Origin of the sequence: Undibacterium sp. Ji49W (assembly GCF_049340205.1) — a bacterium.
Taxonomy (GTDB): Bacteria; Pseudomonadota; Gammaproteobacteria; order Burkholderiales; family Burkholderiaceae_D; genus Undibacterium.
This window is the reverse complement of the sequence record NZ_JBMPOW010000003.1, coordinates 70,508-87,742: the sequence shown is the minus strand read 5'-3', so window position 1 is coordinate 87,742 and position 17,235 is coordinate 70,508. Positions and strand designations below refer to the sequence as shown.

At 48.9% G+C, this 17,235-nt stretch carries 19 protein-coding genes; 4 read left to right on the top strand and 15 right to left on the bottom strand.

Features of this window, described 5'->3' with window-relative positions; all coding sequences use genetic code 11:
• Positions 1-6: 6 nt before the first annotated feature.
• On the bottom strand, positions 7-1,410 hold the full coding sequence (leuC, locus tag ACO0LK_RS04545; RefSeq protein ID WP_422972615.1) for a 3-isopropylmalate dehydratase large subunit: 1,404 nt from the start codon (positions 1,408-1,410) through the stop codon (positions 7-9).
• A 355-nt stretch (positions 1,411-1,765) separates the two neighbouring features.
• Positions 1,766-2,848 (bottom strand): chorismate synthase, encoded by a 1,083-nt coding sequence (gene aroC, locus ACO0LK_RS04540; RefSeq protein ID WP_422972613.1) that lies wholly within the window; start codon positions 2,846-2,848, stop codon positions 1,766-1,768.
• Positions 2,849-3,127: 279 nt separating this feature from the next.
• On the opposite strand from aroC, the gene ACO0LK_RS04535 reads away from it, so the two are divergent.
• From ACO0LK_RS04535 to ACO0LK_RS04525, 3 genes are all read left to right on the top strand, one after another.
• Positions 3,128-5,362 (top strand): EAL domain-containing response regulator, encoded by a 2,235-nt coding sequence (locus ACO0LK_RS04535; RefSeq protein ID WP_422972611.1) that lies wholly within the window; start codon positions 3,128-3,130, stop codon positions 5,360-5,362.
• Positions 5,363-5,638: 276 nt separating this feature from the next.
• Positions 5,639-6,991, top strand: coding sequence for a sensor histidine kinase (locus ACO0LK_RS04530; protein ID WP_422972609.1), 1,353 nt, complete (start codon positions 5,639-5,641; stop codon positions 6,989-6,991).
• A gap of 8 nt (positions 6,992-6,999) precedes the next feature.
• A complete protein-coding gene (locus ACO0LK_RS04525; RefSeq protein ID WP_186945684.1) occupies positions 7,000-7,758 on the top strand; it encodes a LytR/AlgR family response regulator transcription factor in 759 nt (252 codons plus the stop codon).
• Positions 7,759-7,838: 80 nt separating this feature from the next.
• Here ACO0LK_RS04525 and ACO0LK_RS04520 read toward each other — a convergent pair whose 3' ends face one another.
• The 7 genes from ACO0LK_RS04520 to rpsF form a co-directional block, all read right to left on the bottom strand.
• Complete coding sequence (locus ACO0LK_RS04520; protein ID WP_422972606.1) at positions 7,839-8,849, bottom strand: inorganic phosphate transporter; 1,011 nt, start codon at positions 8,847-8,849, stop codon at positions 7,839-7,841.
• Positions 8,850-8,933: 84 nt separating this feature from the next.
• Positions 8,934-9,560 carry a DUF47 domain-containing protein gene (locus tag ACO0LK_RS04515; protein ID WP_422972604.1) on the bottom strand — a complete coding sequence of 209 codons (627 nt, stop codon included), beginning with the start codon at positions 9,558-9,560 and terminating at the stop codon, positions 8,934-8,936.
• 163 nt (positions 9,561-9,723) lie between these two features.
• Positions 9,724-11,112, bottom strand: coding sequence for a replicative DNA helicase (locus ACO0LK_RS04510; protein ID WP_422972602.1), 1,389 nt, complete (start codon positions 11,110-11,112; stop codon positions 9,724-9,726).
• A 201-nt stretch (positions 11,113-11,313) separates the two neighbouring features.
• A complete protein-coding gene (gene rplI, locus ACO0LK_RS04505) occupies positions 11,314-11,766 on the bottom strand; it encodes a 50S ribosomal protein L9 (protein ID WP_422972600.1) in 453 nt (150 codons plus the stop codon).
• A gap of 26 nt (positions 11,767-11,792) precedes the next feature.
• A complete protein-coding gene (rpsR, locus tag ACO0LK_RS04500) occupies positions 11,793-12,077 on the bottom strand; it encodes a 30S ribosomal protein S18 (protein WP_110252960.1) in 285 nt (94 codons plus the stop codon).
• Between the two features lie 9 nt (positions 12,078-12,086).
• Positions 12,087-12,386: a primosomal replication protein N gene (gene priB / locus ACO0LK_RS04495; protein WP_422972598.1), complete on the bottom strand. Its 300-nt coding sequence runs from the start codon at positions 12,384-12,386 to the stop codon at positions 12,087-12,089.
• 31 nt (positions 12,387-12,417) lie between these two features.
• Entirely contained in the window at positions 12,418-12,786 is a 369-nt protein-coding gene (gene rpsF / locus ACO0LK_RS04490) for a 30S ribosomal protein S6 (protein WP_110252958.1), read from the bottom strand.
• Between the two features lie 266 nt (positions 12,787-13,052).
• On the opposite strand from rpsF, the gene lexA reads away from it, so the two are divergent.
• Positions 13,053-13,709, top strand: coding sequence for a transcriptional repressor LexA (gene lexA, locus ACO0LK_RS04485; protein WP_422972596.1), 657 nt, complete (start codon positions 13,053-13,055; stop codon positions 13,707-13,709).
• Between the two features lie 156 nt (positions 13,710-13,865).
• Here lexA and ACO0LK_RS04480 read toward each other — a convergent pair whose 3' ends face one another.
• The 6 genes from ACO0LK_RS04480 to ACO0LK_RS04455 all read right to left on the bottom strand — a co-directional run bounded on the left by ACO0LK_RS04480 (position 13,866) and on the right by ACO0LK_RS04455 (position 17,198).
• Positions 13,866-14,390: a hypothetical protein gene (locus tag ACO0LK_RS04480; protein WP_422972594.1), complete on the bottom strand. Its 525-nt coding sequence runs from the start codon at positions 14,388-14,390 to the stop codon at positions 13,866-13,868.
• A 77-nt stretch (positions 14,391-14,467) separates the two neighbouring features.
• On the bottom strand, positions 14,468-14,866 hold the full coding sequence (locus ACO0LK_RS04475) for a hypothetical protein (RefSeq protein WP_422972592.1): 399 nt from the start codon (positions 14,864-14,866) through the stop codon (positions 14,468-14,470).
• A gap of 55 nt (positions 14,867-14,921) precedes the next feature.
• A complete protein-coding gene (locus tag ACO0LK_RS04470; protein WP_422972590.1) occupies positions 14,922-15,413 on the bottom strand; it encodes a hypothetical protein in 492 nt (163 codons plus the stop codon).
• 246 nt (positions 15,414-15,659) lie between these two features.
• Complete coding sequence (locus tag ACO0LK_RS04465; RefSeq protein WP_422972588.1) at positions 15,660-16,151, bottom strand: hypothetical protein; 492 nt, start codon at positions 16,149-16,151, stop codon at positions 15,660-15,662.
• Positions 16,152-16,232: 81 nt separating this feature from the next.
• A complete protein-coding gene (locus tag ACO0LK_RS04460; RefSeq protein WP_422972586.1) occupies positions 16,233-16,673 on the bottom strand; it encodes a hypothetical protein in 441 nt (146 codons plus the stop codon).
• Between the two features lie 18 nt (positions 16,674-16,691).
• Positions 16,692-17,198 (bottom strand): hypothetical protein, encoded by a 507-nt coding sequence (locus ACO0LK_RS04455; protein WP_422972584.1) that lies wholly within the window; start codon positions 17,196-17,198, stop codon positions 16,692-16,694.
• Positions 17,199-17,235: the final 37 nt, after the last annotated feature.

The following is a 17,235-nucleotide window of genomic DNA, read 5'->3' as shown; positions in this document are numbered from 1 at the left end:
AATGAATTAATTCAAGCTACGTATGTCAACAAAATGTCCGGCAACACCTGCCGCAGCTGCCATGGCTGGCGATACCAGATGGGTACGGCCACCCTGCCCCTGACGTCCTTCAAAATTACGATTCGAGGTAGAAGCGCAACGCTCTCCCGGCTCCAGCCGGTCGGCATTCATGGCCAGACACATGGAACAACCAGGCTCACGCCATTCAAATCCGGCTGCCTTGAAAATCTTGTCCAGCCCTTCACGTTCAGCCTGTTCCTTGACCAGACCAGAACCTGGCACCACCATCGCCAGCCTGACATTCGATGCGCGATATTTGCCACGCACCACGGCAGCAGCAGCACGCAAATCTTCGATACGCGAATTGGTGCAGGAACCGATAAATACTTTGTCGATACGGATGTCAGAAATCGCAGTATTTGGCTGCAATGCCATGTACACCAGGGCTTTTTCTATCGCGTCACGTTTGACAGCATCTTTTTCCTGTTCCGGATCAGGTACGCGGCCATCAATAGCCACCACCATTTCAGGCGAGGTACCCCAGGTGACCTGCGGTCTGACATCGGCGGCATTCAGGGTCACGACCATATCGAATTTGGCACCAACATCGGTGTGCAGGGTGCGCCAGTATTCAACCGCGCGATCCCACTGTGGGCCAACCGGTGAAAACGGGCGGCCTTTGACGTAATCAATCGTAGTCTGATCCACTGCCACCATGCCGGCACGAGCACCCGCTTCAATCGCCATGTTACAGACCGTCATGCGGCCTTCCATGGACAGACTGCGGATGGTGGAACCAGCAAATTCAATGGCATAACCAGTGCCGCCTGCGGTACCGATCTTGCCGATAATCGCCAGCACGATATCTTTGGCAGTGACGCCAGTTGGCAATGCGCCATCCACCTGTACCAGCATGGACTTGGATTTCTTGGCGATCAGTGTCTGGGTTGCCAGCACGTGTTCCACTTCTGAAGTACCTATGCCATGCGCCAGGCAGGCAAATGCACCATGTGTGGACGTGTGGGAATCACCGCACACTACGGTCATGCCGGGCAAGGTCGCACCCTGCTCAGGCCCGATAACATGGACGATACCCTGACGTTTGTCAGCCATACCGAAATAAGTCAGCCCATATTCTTTGGCGTTGTTATCCAGCGTTTCAACCTGCAGGCGCGAAGTTGGATCGTCAATACCATTTATACGATTGGTGGTTGGCACATTGTGATCGGCCACAACCAGGTTGGCGGACAGTCGCCATGGTTTTCTGCCAGCCAGTTTCAGGCCTTCAAAAGCCTGGGGGCTGGTCACTTCATGCAGTAGATGCCGGTCTATATACAGAATGGCAGTGCCATCCTCTTCGGAATGCACTACATGAGATTCCCATAATTTGTCGTAAAGCGTTTTAAGCATGATCTGAAGCCTGAAAATAGGTCATTAATCCGTACTGCGTCGATTTTTTGCATTTGATTATGCCACAATTGTGCAACGCAAAACCACGTCTCACGCCAAATTGGTGCATGAAAATTTCAAGATAAAAATCAGGTTTGGATTAATTCGCCAAATTTTCATCTGACAAGTGATGGAATTCTGGAAATTTCCCGGTGAATATTTTGGTGCGGTTTTGAAACAAAAACGGTCAGAACGGAGGCACTGCGTACCTCAGTCTCTCATACAAACTACAGCATACCATTTACCCGGACCTTGGGTAGTCCGGGTGGTTTCTTGCGGCAGCTACCCTGTCTGTAGTATAGGCTTAAAACAAAAATCAGGCAGGCAAGCGCACATCGGCGCATTGGGCGCGGTGACGCAAGGCATGATCCATCAACACCAGTGCCAGCATGGATTCAGCAATCGGTGTTGCCCGTATGCCTACGCAAGGGTCATGACGGCCAAAGGTTTCCACCATGACAGGATTGCCATCCTTGTCGATAGAGCGACGTGGTGTACGTATTGATGAAGTCGGCTTGATGGCGATGGACACCGTGATGTCCTGACCTGTGGAAATACCACCCAGAATACCGCCTGCGTTGTTGCCTATAAATCCGTCTGGCGTCAGTTCATCACCGTGCACCGAACCACGCTGCGCAACAGACTTGAAGCCAGCGCCGATTTCCACGCCTTTGACGGCATTAATACCCATCATGGCATAGGCGATTTCTGCATCCAGCTTGTCATAAATGGGTTCGCCCAAGCCTACCGGCACCCTGCTGGCAACCACATCAATTTTGGCACCGATGGAATCACCATCTTTTCTGAGCGCATCCATATAGTCTTCCAGGCGCTGTATCAACACGGCATCGGCCGTCGGTGCAAAAAATGGATTGTCAACGGTATGCGCCCAAGCTTCAAACGGGATATCGATCTCGCCCAGCTGGCTCATGCCGCCATAAAACACCGTGCCATATTGTTGATGCAGCCATTTTTTGGCGACTGCACCCGCCCCCACCACCGGCGCCGTCAGGCGCGCGGATGAGCGACCACCACCACGTGGGTCGCGGATGCCATATTTATTCCAGTAGGTGAAGTCGGCATGACCTGGCCGGAAGGTTTCGGTGATATTGCCATAATCCTTGCTGCGCTGATCCTGGTTGCGTATCAAAAGCGCAATCGGCGTACCTGTGGTTTTACCCTGATACACACCGGACAATATCTCCACCGTATCCGGCTCCTGGCGTTGCGTCACATGACGCGAGGTACCCGGGCGCCGGCGATCAAGCTCGGGCTGTATATCTGCTTCTGACAGCTCCATGCCTGGCGGGCATCCATCAATAACACAACCAATGGCAGGCCCATGCGATTCGCCAAAGGTGGTAACGGTAAACAAAGTGCCGAAAGTATTGCCAGACATAAGTATGTAAAAAAGTAGGTGAATAGACAAATTTACCCTCATTTTACCAGCGAAGCGGCAAGCACTGAATTCAAGTTCCGGGAAACTTGGCCAGAGATTTCACAAATTGTGAAGAAATTCAAAGTATTTTTCTTCCCAATCGGACAAATCTTGTTTTATTCTTACCAAAGTGAAGAGTTGAGGCTTGGCTGACGCTACTTTTAGTGTCATAGTTCCACAAGGAACAAATTTGCAGCGCCCTTACCAGACAGATATGCCAAGCATGGAGCCGCATTACAGATGAATTCAACGATCCACTCGTCCGAAGATGATCTGGTTTTCCTGGAAGAACCAGACAGCGAAGAAGCTTCGGTGGCATCCAAGCCTATGCAGACTTGGCGGATCATGATTATTGATGATGATCCGGATGTACATTCCGCCACGACTTTTGCGCTGGGTAGCCTTGAAATACAGCATCGTGCGCTGAGCTTTCTGCATGCCTATTCTGCGGCAGAAGCCCGCGACATACTGCAAACCGAGACGGACATTGCCATCATCCTGCTGGACGTGGTCATGGAACAGGAAGACGCCGGCCTGCAACTGGTCAGCTACATCCGCAAAACTCTGGGCCTGACCGATGTCAGGATCATATTGCGCACCGGCCAGCCAGGCTATGCGCCAGAAATTGATGCGATCCGTGATTACGACATCAATGACTACAAAACCAAATCCGAACTGACGCGCACCAAGCTATATACCGCCGTCACTTCTGCCATCCGTTCTTACGAACAGATTTGCGCCATCAGTGCCAGCCGTCGTGGTCTGGAAATGATCATTCACGCCAGCACTGAACTGATGGCGCTGCAAGGCCTGCAAAATTTTGCAGCAGGCGTGCTGGTGCAGCTCAGCGGCTTGCTGGGTCTGAATACCGAGGGCTTTGTCTGCGCCCGACAAACACCGGCCGAACAACAGGAAGAAGGCGAGTTGTTCGTCATTGCCGCTACGACCATGTACGAAGGCAAGCTGAATCAATCGCTGAGCCAGCTTGACACGGTTGCATCCAGCATTGTGACCCGCTCGCTGGCAATGCATCAAAGCGTCTTTGAAGCTGATATTACAGCACTGTATTTTAATAACGTTGCACAAAAAGATTTCACGCTCTACCTCAATACCGGCCTGCATCTCAACGAGATGGACAAGCGCCTGCTGGGCGTATTTTGTGGCAACGTATCAGTGGGCCTCGACAATGTGATGCTGACATCACGCCTGCACAATTACGCGTTTTATGACCCGCTGACCGGCCTGGCCAATCGCCTCAAGCTCTTGCAGACCCTGAATGAAACCCTGCTGACCTCCCTGAAAAGCCATAGCACGCTATCGCTGATCGACATCGACCATTTTGCTGAAACCAATGATGCATTGGGCCATCAGTTTGGTGATTTGCTGTTGTATTCGGTCGCGCAAAGGCTGTCCAACACCTTCGGCGAGCATTGCCAACTGGCCAGAGTAGGCAGCGATACCTTTGCCTTGCTGGGTGAAGACAGTATGGTCTACCCGGACAAGATACTAACCCTATTCAACACGCCATTTGACGTTGATCAGCAAGAAGTGCAATTGTCGGCCACCATAGGCCTGATCAAGCTGGATGAATATGATGGTGATGGCTCAGAAGCACTGAAAGATACCAACATTGCCTTGAAACGCGCCAAAATGAACCGGCGTGGCGGCTATGAATACTTCACCCGCAATATGGGTGTGGAAATTCGTGAACGCGTTTTGCTCATGCATGCCCTGCGCGCCGCCTTTGAGCATGAAAAATTATTCCTGGTATTCCAGCCACAGATTGATATGCGTGATGGCCGCGTGACAGGCGCAGAAGCGTTGCTACGCTGGAAGACCGACGATGGCCGCTTCATCCCGCCAGACCAGTTTATCCCCATTGCTGAATATTCGGGCCTGATCGTCGATATTGGCGAATGGGTCTTGCGCACCGCCTGTTTTGAACTGGTGCATTTGCGCAGCCTGGGGTACACCAACTTCCAGATGGCGATCAACGTGTCACAGGTACAGTTCTCGCATCCCCTATTCATGCAATCACTGAACAAGGCGCTGGAAGACACCCAGGTGCCACCGAATTTTGTGGAACTGGAAATTACCGAATCCATGGCCATGAAAGACCCGGAACTGCTAATCAAGACTCTGCAACAAATCAAGCAACTGGGCATGAGCGTATCGATCGATGACTTTGGCACCGGCTTCTCTTCCCTCAGCCACCTGCAAAAACTGGATGTGGACAAATTGAAAATTGATCGTGCCTTTGTCAATGAAATCCAGAAAAATTCTAGTGAAGGCAGCATCGCCAAAATGATCGTGCAACTTGGCCAGAATCTGGGCCTGTCGATTATTGCCGAAGGGGTGGAAAGTGAAATGCAGGCCAATACCCTGCTTTCTTACGACTGCCACATCGCCCAGGGCTATCTGTATTCCAAACCCCTGACCCGCGATGATTTACATGCCTGGCTGGCAACAAGATAAGCAGCTTCGCACAGCTTGCCTACAGCAGACATCACCCGAAAAAGCGCATTGGAAGCCTTCCATTCCCTGCATGACAGTTCATAAATAGTTCAAATTGAATGGCGCTTTCTTCGTTCTGTCCTGCCGATTTTGCAGACTGTCGCATGTCGCTACCCATTTCCGGATGATTTCCTTACAGTACAAGCATGGACTGAAAAGTCCCAAGAAAGCAGCGCCCATCACTACCGGCGCTGCATCGATCTGGGATACTCGGATACTCATCAAAAGAGATGCATCATGAACAATACGAACGCACAAAATTTCAAGGAATTTATCGCCGACATGCTGGCTTTGCTGAGCAGAGTCTTCGACAAGACGGCCGCCTGGGTCACCAAATTATCATGGTGGAAATTTCTGCTGTTTGCCGTGCTGACGATTGCTGCCGGTGGCATTTTGCAAGACGCCCTGTTCACGTCTGAAGAAAGCGTCATCGTCAAGAAAAACAATCCGTCGGCAAAAACCAAGAAAACCAGCAAGATCACCGATGGTGATACCAATATTGAAATTGACAATACCGGCATCCACATCCGCAAGAACAATGCTGATGGCAAGGGCAAGCAAATCGAGATAGATGAAAACGGCATCCGCATCAACAAGGATGGTGATACCCAGGCAAGCACAGCTTCCAGCGCCCCCAGCCCGGGCGCCGAACCAGCCGCCCCCGCTGCCCCCGCTGCACCAGCCGAGCCTGCGGCTCCACCAGCTCCTCCGGCAATGCCATCAGTAGCTGGGCGTGATGATATTCACATCAGACTGCCGGCCGAGGTTGCCAAGGAAATCAGCGAAGACATCAACAATGCCGTTGCCGATGCTGCCGACGAAGAGGTACGCAGCTATAAACGTACCTCATCCAAGTGGTTCAAGAACTTTGTCGTACTGCTGGTATTTGGCCTGTTTGGCATGAAGGCCCTGATGGGCGGAAAACTTCGTGCAGAAGAAAAAGCCAAAGAAGCTGGCATGGCTGCCGAACGCGAATCCCTGCTGCGTCAGGTCAGCGAAGCGCAGATGCAGATGATGCAAGCCCAGGTCGAGCCGCATTTTCTGTTCAACACCCTGGCCTCGGTCGAGCATCTGATAGAAACTGATCCACCGCGCGCCGCCGCCATGCAGCGCAGCCTGATTGCCTACCTGCGCGCCGTCTTGCCGCAGATGCGTGAAAACGCCAGCATCACCAATCTGGGGCGCGAAGCAGACATGATCAAGTCTTACCTTGAATTGCTGAAAATGCGTATGGAAGAACGCCTGAACGTTGATTTCATCATGCCAGAAGGCTTGCGCAGTGCCGCCTTTCCGCCGATGATGCTGCAATCCCTGGTCGAAAATGCCATCAAGCATGGGCTGGAATGCAAGGCAGAGGGTGGCACCATACGCTTCCATGCCGAAGTTGCCCATAACAAGCTGCGCGTGTCAGTCAGTGACGATGGCCTGGGATTTGGTGCCATGCCCAGCAATGGTACCGGCCTTGGCCTGCAAAATATTCGCGAACGCCTGAAATTGATTTATAAAGAAAAAGGACAAATGATCATTACAGCCAATCAACCAAGCGGCGTTTGCGTTACCATAGAAATCCCTTACGAATTAGCCAATTAGTGACGACTATGCCAACAGCAATACTCGCCGATGATGAAAGACTGATGCGCGACCAGTTAAAGTCGCGTCTGGAACAGGTCTGGCCTGAACTGGAAATCCTGGACGAAGCCAAGAATGGAGAGGAAGCCGTTGAACTGGTAGAAAAACACCAGCCTGACCTGGTATTCCTCGACATTCGTATGCCGGTCAAGACGGGCCTGGAAGCTGCCAGGGATATCGGCAATAAGGCCCATATCGTTTTCATCACCGCCTATGACCAGTACGCCATCCAGGCCTTTGACCATGGCGCGGTTGATTATGTATTGAAGCCGGCGGATGTAGATCGCCTGACACGCACTGTTGAAAGGCTCAAGCAACGCCTGTCCAGCCAAAGCCAGCCCAACGACATGAGCAGCATGCTGTCACAACTGGCCAAGCAGATGGGCATCACCTCCAAGCCGGATTACCTGCAATGGATACAGGCATCAATAGGTCAGGAACTGCGCCTGATACCGGTAGAAGAAATCCTGTTTTTTCAGTCTGACGAAAAATACACACGGGTACAGACTGCCACCTATGAAGCATTGATACGCAAACCGGTACGCGACCTGGCAGAAGAGCTGGACCCGGCCCTGTTCTGGCAGATCCACCGTTCTACCCTGGTGAATGCAAAGGCGATTTCAGGCGTGATCCGCGATCTGCGTGGACGTCACCTGGTGCAGATCAAGGGCCTGACCGAAAAACTGGAAGTCAGCCGCAGCTTTGTGCATTTGTTCAAGCAGATGTAAGCGCCGAAAAAAGCACGCAATAAAAAAGCGCCCGAACAAAAAATCGGGCGCTTTTTTTCATATCCACAACCACACTGCAATTACAGGATGTGCTTACCTATCCACCAGGCTATCGCTGCCACAAAAGCAGACGCCGGAATGGTCAGAATCCAGGCCCAGACGATATTGCCAGCCACGCCCCAACGCACAGCAGACATTTTTTGTGCCGAGCCGACACCGACAATTGCGCCGGTAATGGTATGTGTTGTCGACACAGGAACACCCAATACCGTTGCCAGAATCAGGGTGATTGCACCGCCGGTTTCAGCACAAAAACCACCTACAGGTTTGAGTTTGGTAATTTTTTGGCCCATTGTTTTAACAATGCGCCAGCCACCAAACAAGGTACCCAGACCAATCGCTGCATAGCAGGAATACACCACCCAACCTGGCGGGCCCTTGTCGGCCTCACTGGAATAGTTGGCGGCGATCAGCAGCATCCAGATGATACCCATGGTCTTTTGCGCATCATTACCACCGTGACCAAGACTGAAAACAGAAGCCGACACCAGTTGCAGGCGGCGGAACCATTTGTCGACTTTCCTTGGCGTCGATTTAACGAACAGCCAGGATACGATCAGCATCATCACAGAACCCAGGAAAAATCCCAACAACGGCGACAAGACGATAAACAAGATGATCTTGTAGAGGCCAGCGGCAATCAGTGCACTCGTACCCTCTTTCGCCACAGCAGCACCGATCAAACCGCCGATCAGGGCATGGGAAGATGAAGACGGAATACCAAAATACCAGGTGACCAAGTTCCAGAATATCGCCCCGACCAGGGCCCCAAAGATAACATAGTGGTCGACAATAGCAGGATCGATAGTGCCTTTACCTATGGTTTTCGCAACCGACAGATTAAAAACAAAAAAAGCAAATACATTGAATAAGGCAGCCATGGCCACCGCCTGGCTGGGCTTCAATACCCCCGTCGATACAACGGTAGCGATCGCATTGGCGGCATCATGGAAGCCGTTCATGAAATCGAATAACAACGCCAACACCACCAATAAGATGATGACGTGCGTGCTCATATGAATGGATTGCATAAAAGTGAATTCCCTTGTTCGCCCTCTGCATTGACAGAGAACTGTTAAGCGTCAATTAAGCGTCAAAATAAAATGGTCAGACGCTTAAGCGTTCTCAACAATAATGCCTTCAATGATATTGGCGACATCTTCGCAACGATCCGTCACTGTTTCCAGTATTTCGTAAATCGCTTTCAATTTGATCAGATTGCGAACATCGGGTTCATCACGGAACAATTTGGACATGGCAGCGCGCATGACATGATCAGCATCCGATTCCAGGCGGTCAATTTCTTCACACAGCGCCAGGATTTCTCTGGAATTATCCATGTTATGCAACAAGGCTACCGCAGCCCTTACTTTTTCAGAGCAGGCAAGGCACAGTTCTGCCAGACGTTTTGCTTCCGGCGTGATTTCGCGGATATCGTACAGCGAGATAGTCTGGCCTGCATCTTCCAGCAAATCCAGAATGTCATCCATGCGAGTGATCAGTTTATGGATGTCGTCACGGTCAAGTGGAGTGATGAAGGTTTTGTGCAACAGTTCTATCGTGTTGTAGGTAACCGTATCTGCCTGTTTTTCTATGCTCTCTATCGCATGTACGCGATTTTCCAGATCATCAAAATTCGTCATCAGAGCAACCATCTCCTTGGAGCCTTTGACGCATAAATCAGCGTGCTGGTTGAAGAGTTCAAAAAATTTGCCCTCGGTGGGCATCAAGCGTCCAAACATTTTATTCTCACTGAAAATAGAAGATTTCTAGAATTGCTCAGGCAAATACAAACACATAAAAACGACGCCTAAAACTGCAAAACACAGTTACGCTGCCCGTGCAGTTTCAAGCTTTGCTGCATTTGCCACTAACTACTAAAACAAAAATTCCTGATGCTGAAACTTATTCGTTATCGCCGTAGATCGACAGATTACCTACGTAGTTATCAAACTTGGTATATTCACCCAGGAAGGTCAGGCGCACACTGCCGATCGGGCCATTACGCTGCTTACCAATAATGATTTCTGCCGTACCCTTGTCCGGCGAATCAGGGTTATAAACCTGATCACGGTAAATAAACATGATGACGTCGGCATCCTGCTCAATCGCACCGGATTCGCGCAGATCGGACATGACGGGACGTTTGTTCGGGCGCTGTTCCAGCGAGCGATTCAACTGTGACAAAGCGATCACCGGGCAATGCAATTCTTTCGCCAACCCTTTCAGATTTCGGGAAATTTCCGAAATCTCGGTCGCACGGTTTTCACCGGCAGAATTGGCGGACATCAGTTGCAGGTAATCGACAATCACCAGACCCAGCTTGCCGCATTGCCTGGCCAGACGACGCGAACGAGCGCGCAATTCTATTGAACTCAGCGCCGGGGTTTCATCGATGTACAACTGCGCATCATTCATCTTCTGGATGGCATGCGTCAGGCGCGGCCAGTCTTCATCCGTCAGCTTACCGACACGCAAACGACTTTGATCCAGACGCCCTACCGAGCCCAGCATACGCATGGCCAGCTGGGCACCACCCATCTCCATGGAAAACACGGCAACCGGCAAACCACTGTCGATTGCCACGTTTTCACCGATATTCAGCGAAAACGCAGTCTTACCCATGGATGGGCGACCGGCAACAATGATCAAGTCCCCAGGCTGCAGACCGGACGTCATTTTGTCCAGATCAGCAAAACCGGTAGGCACACCGGTAATATCATTTTGATTGTCGCGGTTATACAGTTCATCAATACGCTCAACCACCTGGGTCAGCAAGGGCTGGATGGCCTGGAAACCCTGGGCACCACGGGCACCCTCTTCAGCGATGGCGAAAATCTTGGATTCAGCCTCGTCCAGCATCTGCTTGACTTCTTTACCCTGCGGATTAAAGGCATTACCTGCAATTTCATCAGATACCGTAATCAGCTTGCGCAGCACACCACGGTCACGCACGATCTCGGCATAACGACGGATATTCGCGGCGGAAGGCGTATTCTGGGCCAGGGCATTCAGGTAGCTAAGGCCACCGGCATCCTCGGCCTTGTTCATGCCATTCAGGGCTTCAAACACGGTAATCACGTCGGCCGGACGGGACGCATTGATGAGCTTGACCATGCATTGAAAAATGATGCGGTGGTCATAGCGATAAAAATCTTCTTCGCTGATAAAGTCAGCAATACGATCCCAGGCGGCATTGTCAAGCAACAAGCCTCCAAGGACAGATTGCTCTGCTTCTATGGAATGGGGGGGGACGCGTATCGCGTCAACTTGAGGATCAGAACCAGCTTTCATGGCGCGCATTATAACCGTTAAATCAAATTGCCAGACAATACAACGTGAGGGAAGCAGGCATGTTTATGACAAGATTGTGACAAGTTTCTGATTCAGCCACGACAAATATCACATAAACAACACAACAAAGAAAAACATCCCGCACACAACAAAAAAGCCGGGAATTCCCGGCTTTTTCTTCAGCAATTTGCAAAAAGCAAATTAAGCGTGCTCGCCCAGTACAGAAACGATCACATCAACCACGACGTCCGTATGCAATGCAACGGAAACGCTGTGATCGCCAGCGATCTTCAAAGGACCTTGTGGCAAACGTACTTGTGCTTTTTCAACCGCGAAACCTTGTTTTGTCAGGGCTTCAGCGATATCAGAGTTAGTAACAGAACCGAACAGACGGCCATCAACACCAGATTTCTGGGTGATTTGCACTGTCAAACCGGACAGTTTTTCGCCTTGAGCTTGTGCTGCTGCCAATTTGGCGGCTGCTGCTTTTTCCAGTTCAGCACGTTTTGCTTCGAATTCGGCAACGGCAGCTGTCGTAGCACGACGGGCCATACGTTGAGGAATCAAAAAGTTACGGGCATAGCCGTCTTTTACACGAACTACATCACCCAGATTGCCGAGATTAACGACTTTATCCAACAGAATAACTTGCATATTTTTCTCCTTTACCTTGTCGTCAATTACGCTGTGTGCAAATCAGTGTATGGCAGCAACGCGAGGTAACGTGCACGTTTGATTGCTGTATCAACTTGACGTTGGTACAACGCTTTAGTACCTGTCAGACGTGCAGGCATGATTTTGCCGTTTTCTTGCACGAAGTCTTTCAGTGTGTCGATGTCTTTGTAGTCAACTTTTTCTACATGTGCCGCTGTGAAACGGCAGAATTTTTTGCGCTTGAACAAAGGATTTTGTTGCTGACGCTTTTGCTTCAATTTGCTTTTGTCGAATTTTTTACCGAATGCCATTTTTGGCTCCTAATCTAGTAAAGGTGTCCCGAATTCAGTGACATGAAAAACGAGACTTTTGCTATTGCGATTTTTGCGTGCTAAAAAACCAGTAAATTCCACCGGCACATCCAGATCAATTTCATTGAACCGGCGGGAAATCTCCCCTGCCGCTACCGCTGAAATTTCAAACTCGACCTGTCGAACTGTGTTCGCCTCACGAGTTTCCGAACTGTGCATCAATGTCGCAGAAGCTATTGGTATACCGGCCGGTGTGTACCGCAGTGCGGTTTTCTCTACGATCCGGGCTACAAGCTTCAGCTGATTCACTATTTTTTACACGACCTCTGTCAATGAATAATTAAGCAGCAGGCGCTTCTACACGTTGCGCTTTTGCAGCATCTTCCTTCTGAACAGCTTTCATCATTGGAGAAGGTGTTGTTTCTGCTTTTTTCAGTTTGACTGTCAGGTGACGCAAGACAGCGTCATTGAATTTGAATGCTGTTTCCAACTCGAGCAGAGTTTCAGCATCGCATTCAATGTTCAAGCAAACATAGTGCGCTTTCGCCAGTTTTTGAATCATGTAAGCCAGTTGACGACGGCCCCAGTCTTCAACGCGATGGATTTGACCACCACGAGCTACAACACTTGCCTTGTAGCGTTCGATCATTGCAGGAACTTGCTCGCTCTGATCGGGATGTACGATAAATACGATTTCATAATGACGCATATATTCTCCTTGTGGACAATAAAAATAGCCCGCCTCGGCGTCAAGACGAGTGCGGGAAGAGGAAAGCCGACAATAATAACCCAGTTTTCAACATTGATCAATTAGATCAGTGACTTAGCCAGGCAAAACCCCGATTTGCCGGTTTCAATGAGGTAATTTTTCACATTTCTGGTGATCTCAGCAGATTTTGACTTGCATATTCAGCTTTACTGTATAAAAATACAGACTGCTTGCCTATACAGCACATTCACATTAAAAAAAACGCCATGCTAAAACTCACTGCCCGCCAGGAACAAATCCTTAACCTGATCAAGGATGCTATCCAAAATACCGGATTTCCCCCTACCCGCGCAGAGATCGCCGCAGAACTGGGGTTCCGCTCCACCAATGCCGCAGAAGAGCATTTGCAGGCACTGGCACGCAAAGGCGTCATCGAGATCGCTGCCGGCACATCACGCGGCATACGCCTGCTGGAATCTGAACTGTCCAGCCACATCCCTGGCATACAGATGGCCCTGCCGCATCCGGCACTGATGCAATTGAGCCTGCCACTGGTTGGCCGCGTGGCCGCCGGTTCGCCCATACTGGCCAGCGAACATATCGAATCCACCTACCATGTGGACCCCGCCCTGTTCTCTGCCAAGCCTGATTTTTTGCTGAAGGTACGCGGCATGTCCATGCGCGATGCCGGCATACTGGACGGTGACTTGCTGGCCGTCAAAAAAACCGACAGCGCCCGCAATGGCCAGATCGTCGTCGCCCGCCTGGGTGATGATGTCACCGTCAAACGCTACAAAAAAACCGGCAACCTGATTGAACTGATGCCGGAAAACCCGGATTACCCCATCATCAGAGTGGGCGATACCGAAGAAGATTTTGCTCTGGAAGGCCTGGCAGTCGGCCTGATGAGAAACTGGGTTTGAGGACAGCCTGGGTGTGATCCTCCCCTCTCATCCGGATCACACCCGGCTCGTCCTCAAACTTTTTTGGCAATACCGGCAGGAAGCATCGGCAAGCAATAGCTTGCTTGCCGATTGTTAAGCATAAATACCTCCGAGAGATGTTTAGCTTTCCACGCCTCAGTCAGAGACGTATTGGTTTTCTACTCCGGTCAAGCGATAAAAACGCTCTATTTCGTCGTTTGCATATCGCGAGAATCGAGCTGTTTGCAAATTTCTACAGCCATCTAATTCAGCAAGAGATCTGTCTACTGGGCAAACGCCGAATAGCTCTAAATACTTGAGCGATGGCATTAAAGCTATCGGTTTAAGTGATTCAACAATTGTACATTTTCCACTTGAGTCCCAAGATGGTGATGTGGACAATGAGAGTACCTCAATAAATTGAGTACTAGACAACGCATCAAGTTTTGATATCTTTGGCATATGTAAAATCCGCAAATATCTCAATTTTGGCAATGACACGACTATATCAAGCGAATCATCTGGAAATGAGGCAATTACCAATTTTTCCAGGCTCTGAAATTCAGCCAAAGGTTGCAAAGTTTCATATTTACAGTGCCATATCTTTAAACCAAGAATTTCAAGTTTATTTTCAATTTTGGGGAATGTTTTAGCAGTATCTCTCAGTAAATCTAAATGCATTTCTTATCTCATTCAATTAATCAAAATTTTCAGCTCAGAATTTCTTCTATTCCGATCAATTGCGGGAGGTGAGAAATTCAATATTCGTCGTTACAAAAAACCGAAACCACCTTATCGCCCTCAAACCAAATCTGCAAACCAAGCGAAAAATACTCATAAGGTCTTTGTTGTCGATCATTTGTTACCCATAGCGGTTCACCGATCTCATCAGGTTCACCCATCGCCTGGACTAACTCGTGTAACTCTTTGCCCATCAAAGAAAAACCATCGATAAGACAGTCAAAGAAACAAGCAATGCATATTACTTCGCCATTTTTTACATAGCACTTAAACTCATCATTCTTCTTGTACGTGCGCCATTCAGTTATCTCGTCAAAGCCATCCGGGTCTTCAAAATATCCCATAGATGAGAGCGATTCCGCCTTCTGACCGAATACAACATTTGCTACACCGATTCCAGGTTTTATTTCATACATATTCACATCATTTCAGTGCTCTGTTCATTGGCGACCAACACAATCAACTTCAGCTTCATTTGGATTTAATGATCTTTTGGTGGTTGTTATATTTTTCTTGAATTCGCTCGTCTGTTATTTGGTACCATTCCCCAGACATTGCATTTACAACCCCAGCAAGCCGTTTCGCCTCGTCAAAATTACCTCTCTTTGCTTCAATAATTAAAATATTGAGCATGTCTAGTTCACTCTTCTCGGGCCGTTCATCGGCCAATGCCTTAAATTCATTTTTCGCCGCATCAAATCGATTCAAGGTTAGCAGTAGACCTGCATAAATAGAGCGGGCGGCACGGGCTTCATCTTCCTCATTTACCCTCATTAGCTGTTTGAGCAAATCAATCAAACCATTTACTTTAGCTTCAGACACATAACTTCCCCATTGGTCCATAACATATCCCGGCCTGGGAACATCAATGCGGCTTTTGCTAATTTGACGCTCGAACTTCGACATTTCTTTTACAAGTTTAAAAAATTCCGGGCTTTTAAAAATAACTACGTTATCGGGCATTTATTGTTCTCCGAAATCATCTACGCTGAAATGGTTCTCTTTTGTGAAACGGGCGGCCCGGGTAAAATTTTCTTTTCAAAGGTACTCAATCGGACATCAAGCAGGTCGGCAGCATGTTTGCCACTTCGATATTGGAAATGGCCCAAAAACTGTGTTTTTAAAGTGGCGTATGCACATCACATACAAGTTTGAAACCCCAAATCAATTTACTTGCGCTACTGACGAATGAAAGACCGGAAGGCACTCTTACAGAGAAGGCTCATTCGATTTCCTAAGTCGCCATCCATGAGCCGGTGAATAGCCCAAAAATAGATGATCTGGACCAAAAATGTGAAACACATTTTCATCATCGTTCGACGCACACATAAATTCGACAAAGGTTCTGTCATCCAAGGCGATGCGAATATCGAATTTGGAAAGCATTTCAATAGACATCACAATACCAAGTTGGAGTGCATCAACCTGTTGCTCCAGTTCTTCGTTCGAATCAACGGGATTCATGCTTCCGCAAAGAATTGCGCCGTTCTTTACAATCCTCCAGGCAGCAGAATACGTGCCGATCTCCCATTCGCCGCTGAAGGAATCAACCGATTTCTTCCTCACGTGTGGGACTTTCTCCCCAAAACCAAGACTGAGACTTTTGTATTCCCCTGCACGTTGCCGGCAGCAGCGTTTCCCGATAATTCCAGAAAAGGCCGAACGTGTGCTAGCACCAATATTGATATCGAAATCCGTCATATTTACTATAAACAATTTGGAATGGTAAGCAGGTATTCTTGCTTGAATAGGACCTGAGTTGATTTATCCGGATACCGTCAGCTATCCCTCATCCAAATCCAATATCAATTCAGCCTCTGCTTTCTTGCCATAGGCAATTGCATCTTGTGCCTTGATGAAGGGCAATCCATCCTCGTCATTCAGGATTAAACCATCTGACATTGAACACAAGACTGCTGATGCAATAGTCGACACTATCAGTTCAGTTAAATCACTGTGCGTCGAAAAGGTCACCATATAATCTCTACCCTCAAGTTGCGATGTCGCGTCTTCCTCCAAAAAGTCGTCTTCCAGCTCTTCGAAAAAATATTCGAACCCGGTTTCTTCACCCTTGTATATGCAGGGCAAAAAACCGGAAAATTCTTCAACATCAAAATCCGTGTCAATTTGCAGATCAAACTCTGCCTCCGCAATTGCTTGCGCCCATCGTTTGGGGTCAGGCATTTTCTCTTTTTTTAGAATCACAAAAATATCGACTGACATATTTCACCTGGTAAAAAATTAAATATATGGCTCTTGTTGAAAGCCTCGTGCAATTCCTGCTTTTACCATTTCTATCCGTTCGGCAGTCGGATGATAGCCACGCTTCCCAACGTAGGCGACGTATGTTTCATATGAATAAACTGTCGGAAACCAGGGTAAAGCGCATTTATCAATTAATTCCAATACGGATCTTAAAACTTGCTCAATATCTTCCTCATTTTCAACAGAAAACATTGGGTCGCTAAACATATTTTTGGGGAAATCCTCAGAGAGGCGGCCACCAATCAATAGATAATCGGGAGGGAATTCTCCGAGCTCACCATTTGGATGATCTGCCCAAGGCGACCAGATCGTTACATTGACATCAAGAAACCCGCCTGAACTTATTCTTGCAACAAACATGTCAAATAAAGGCCCGCGCTTACGCCAAAAAGTAAATTTCTTTTCTATGGCGAAACCACGTCGCCGCATCGCGTCATGGAACCATTTGCTCGCGTGTTTATCAAGTTGCGTCAAAGTAGTCATAGAAGCAGACCATTTCCAATCTAAAAATTAAGACAAT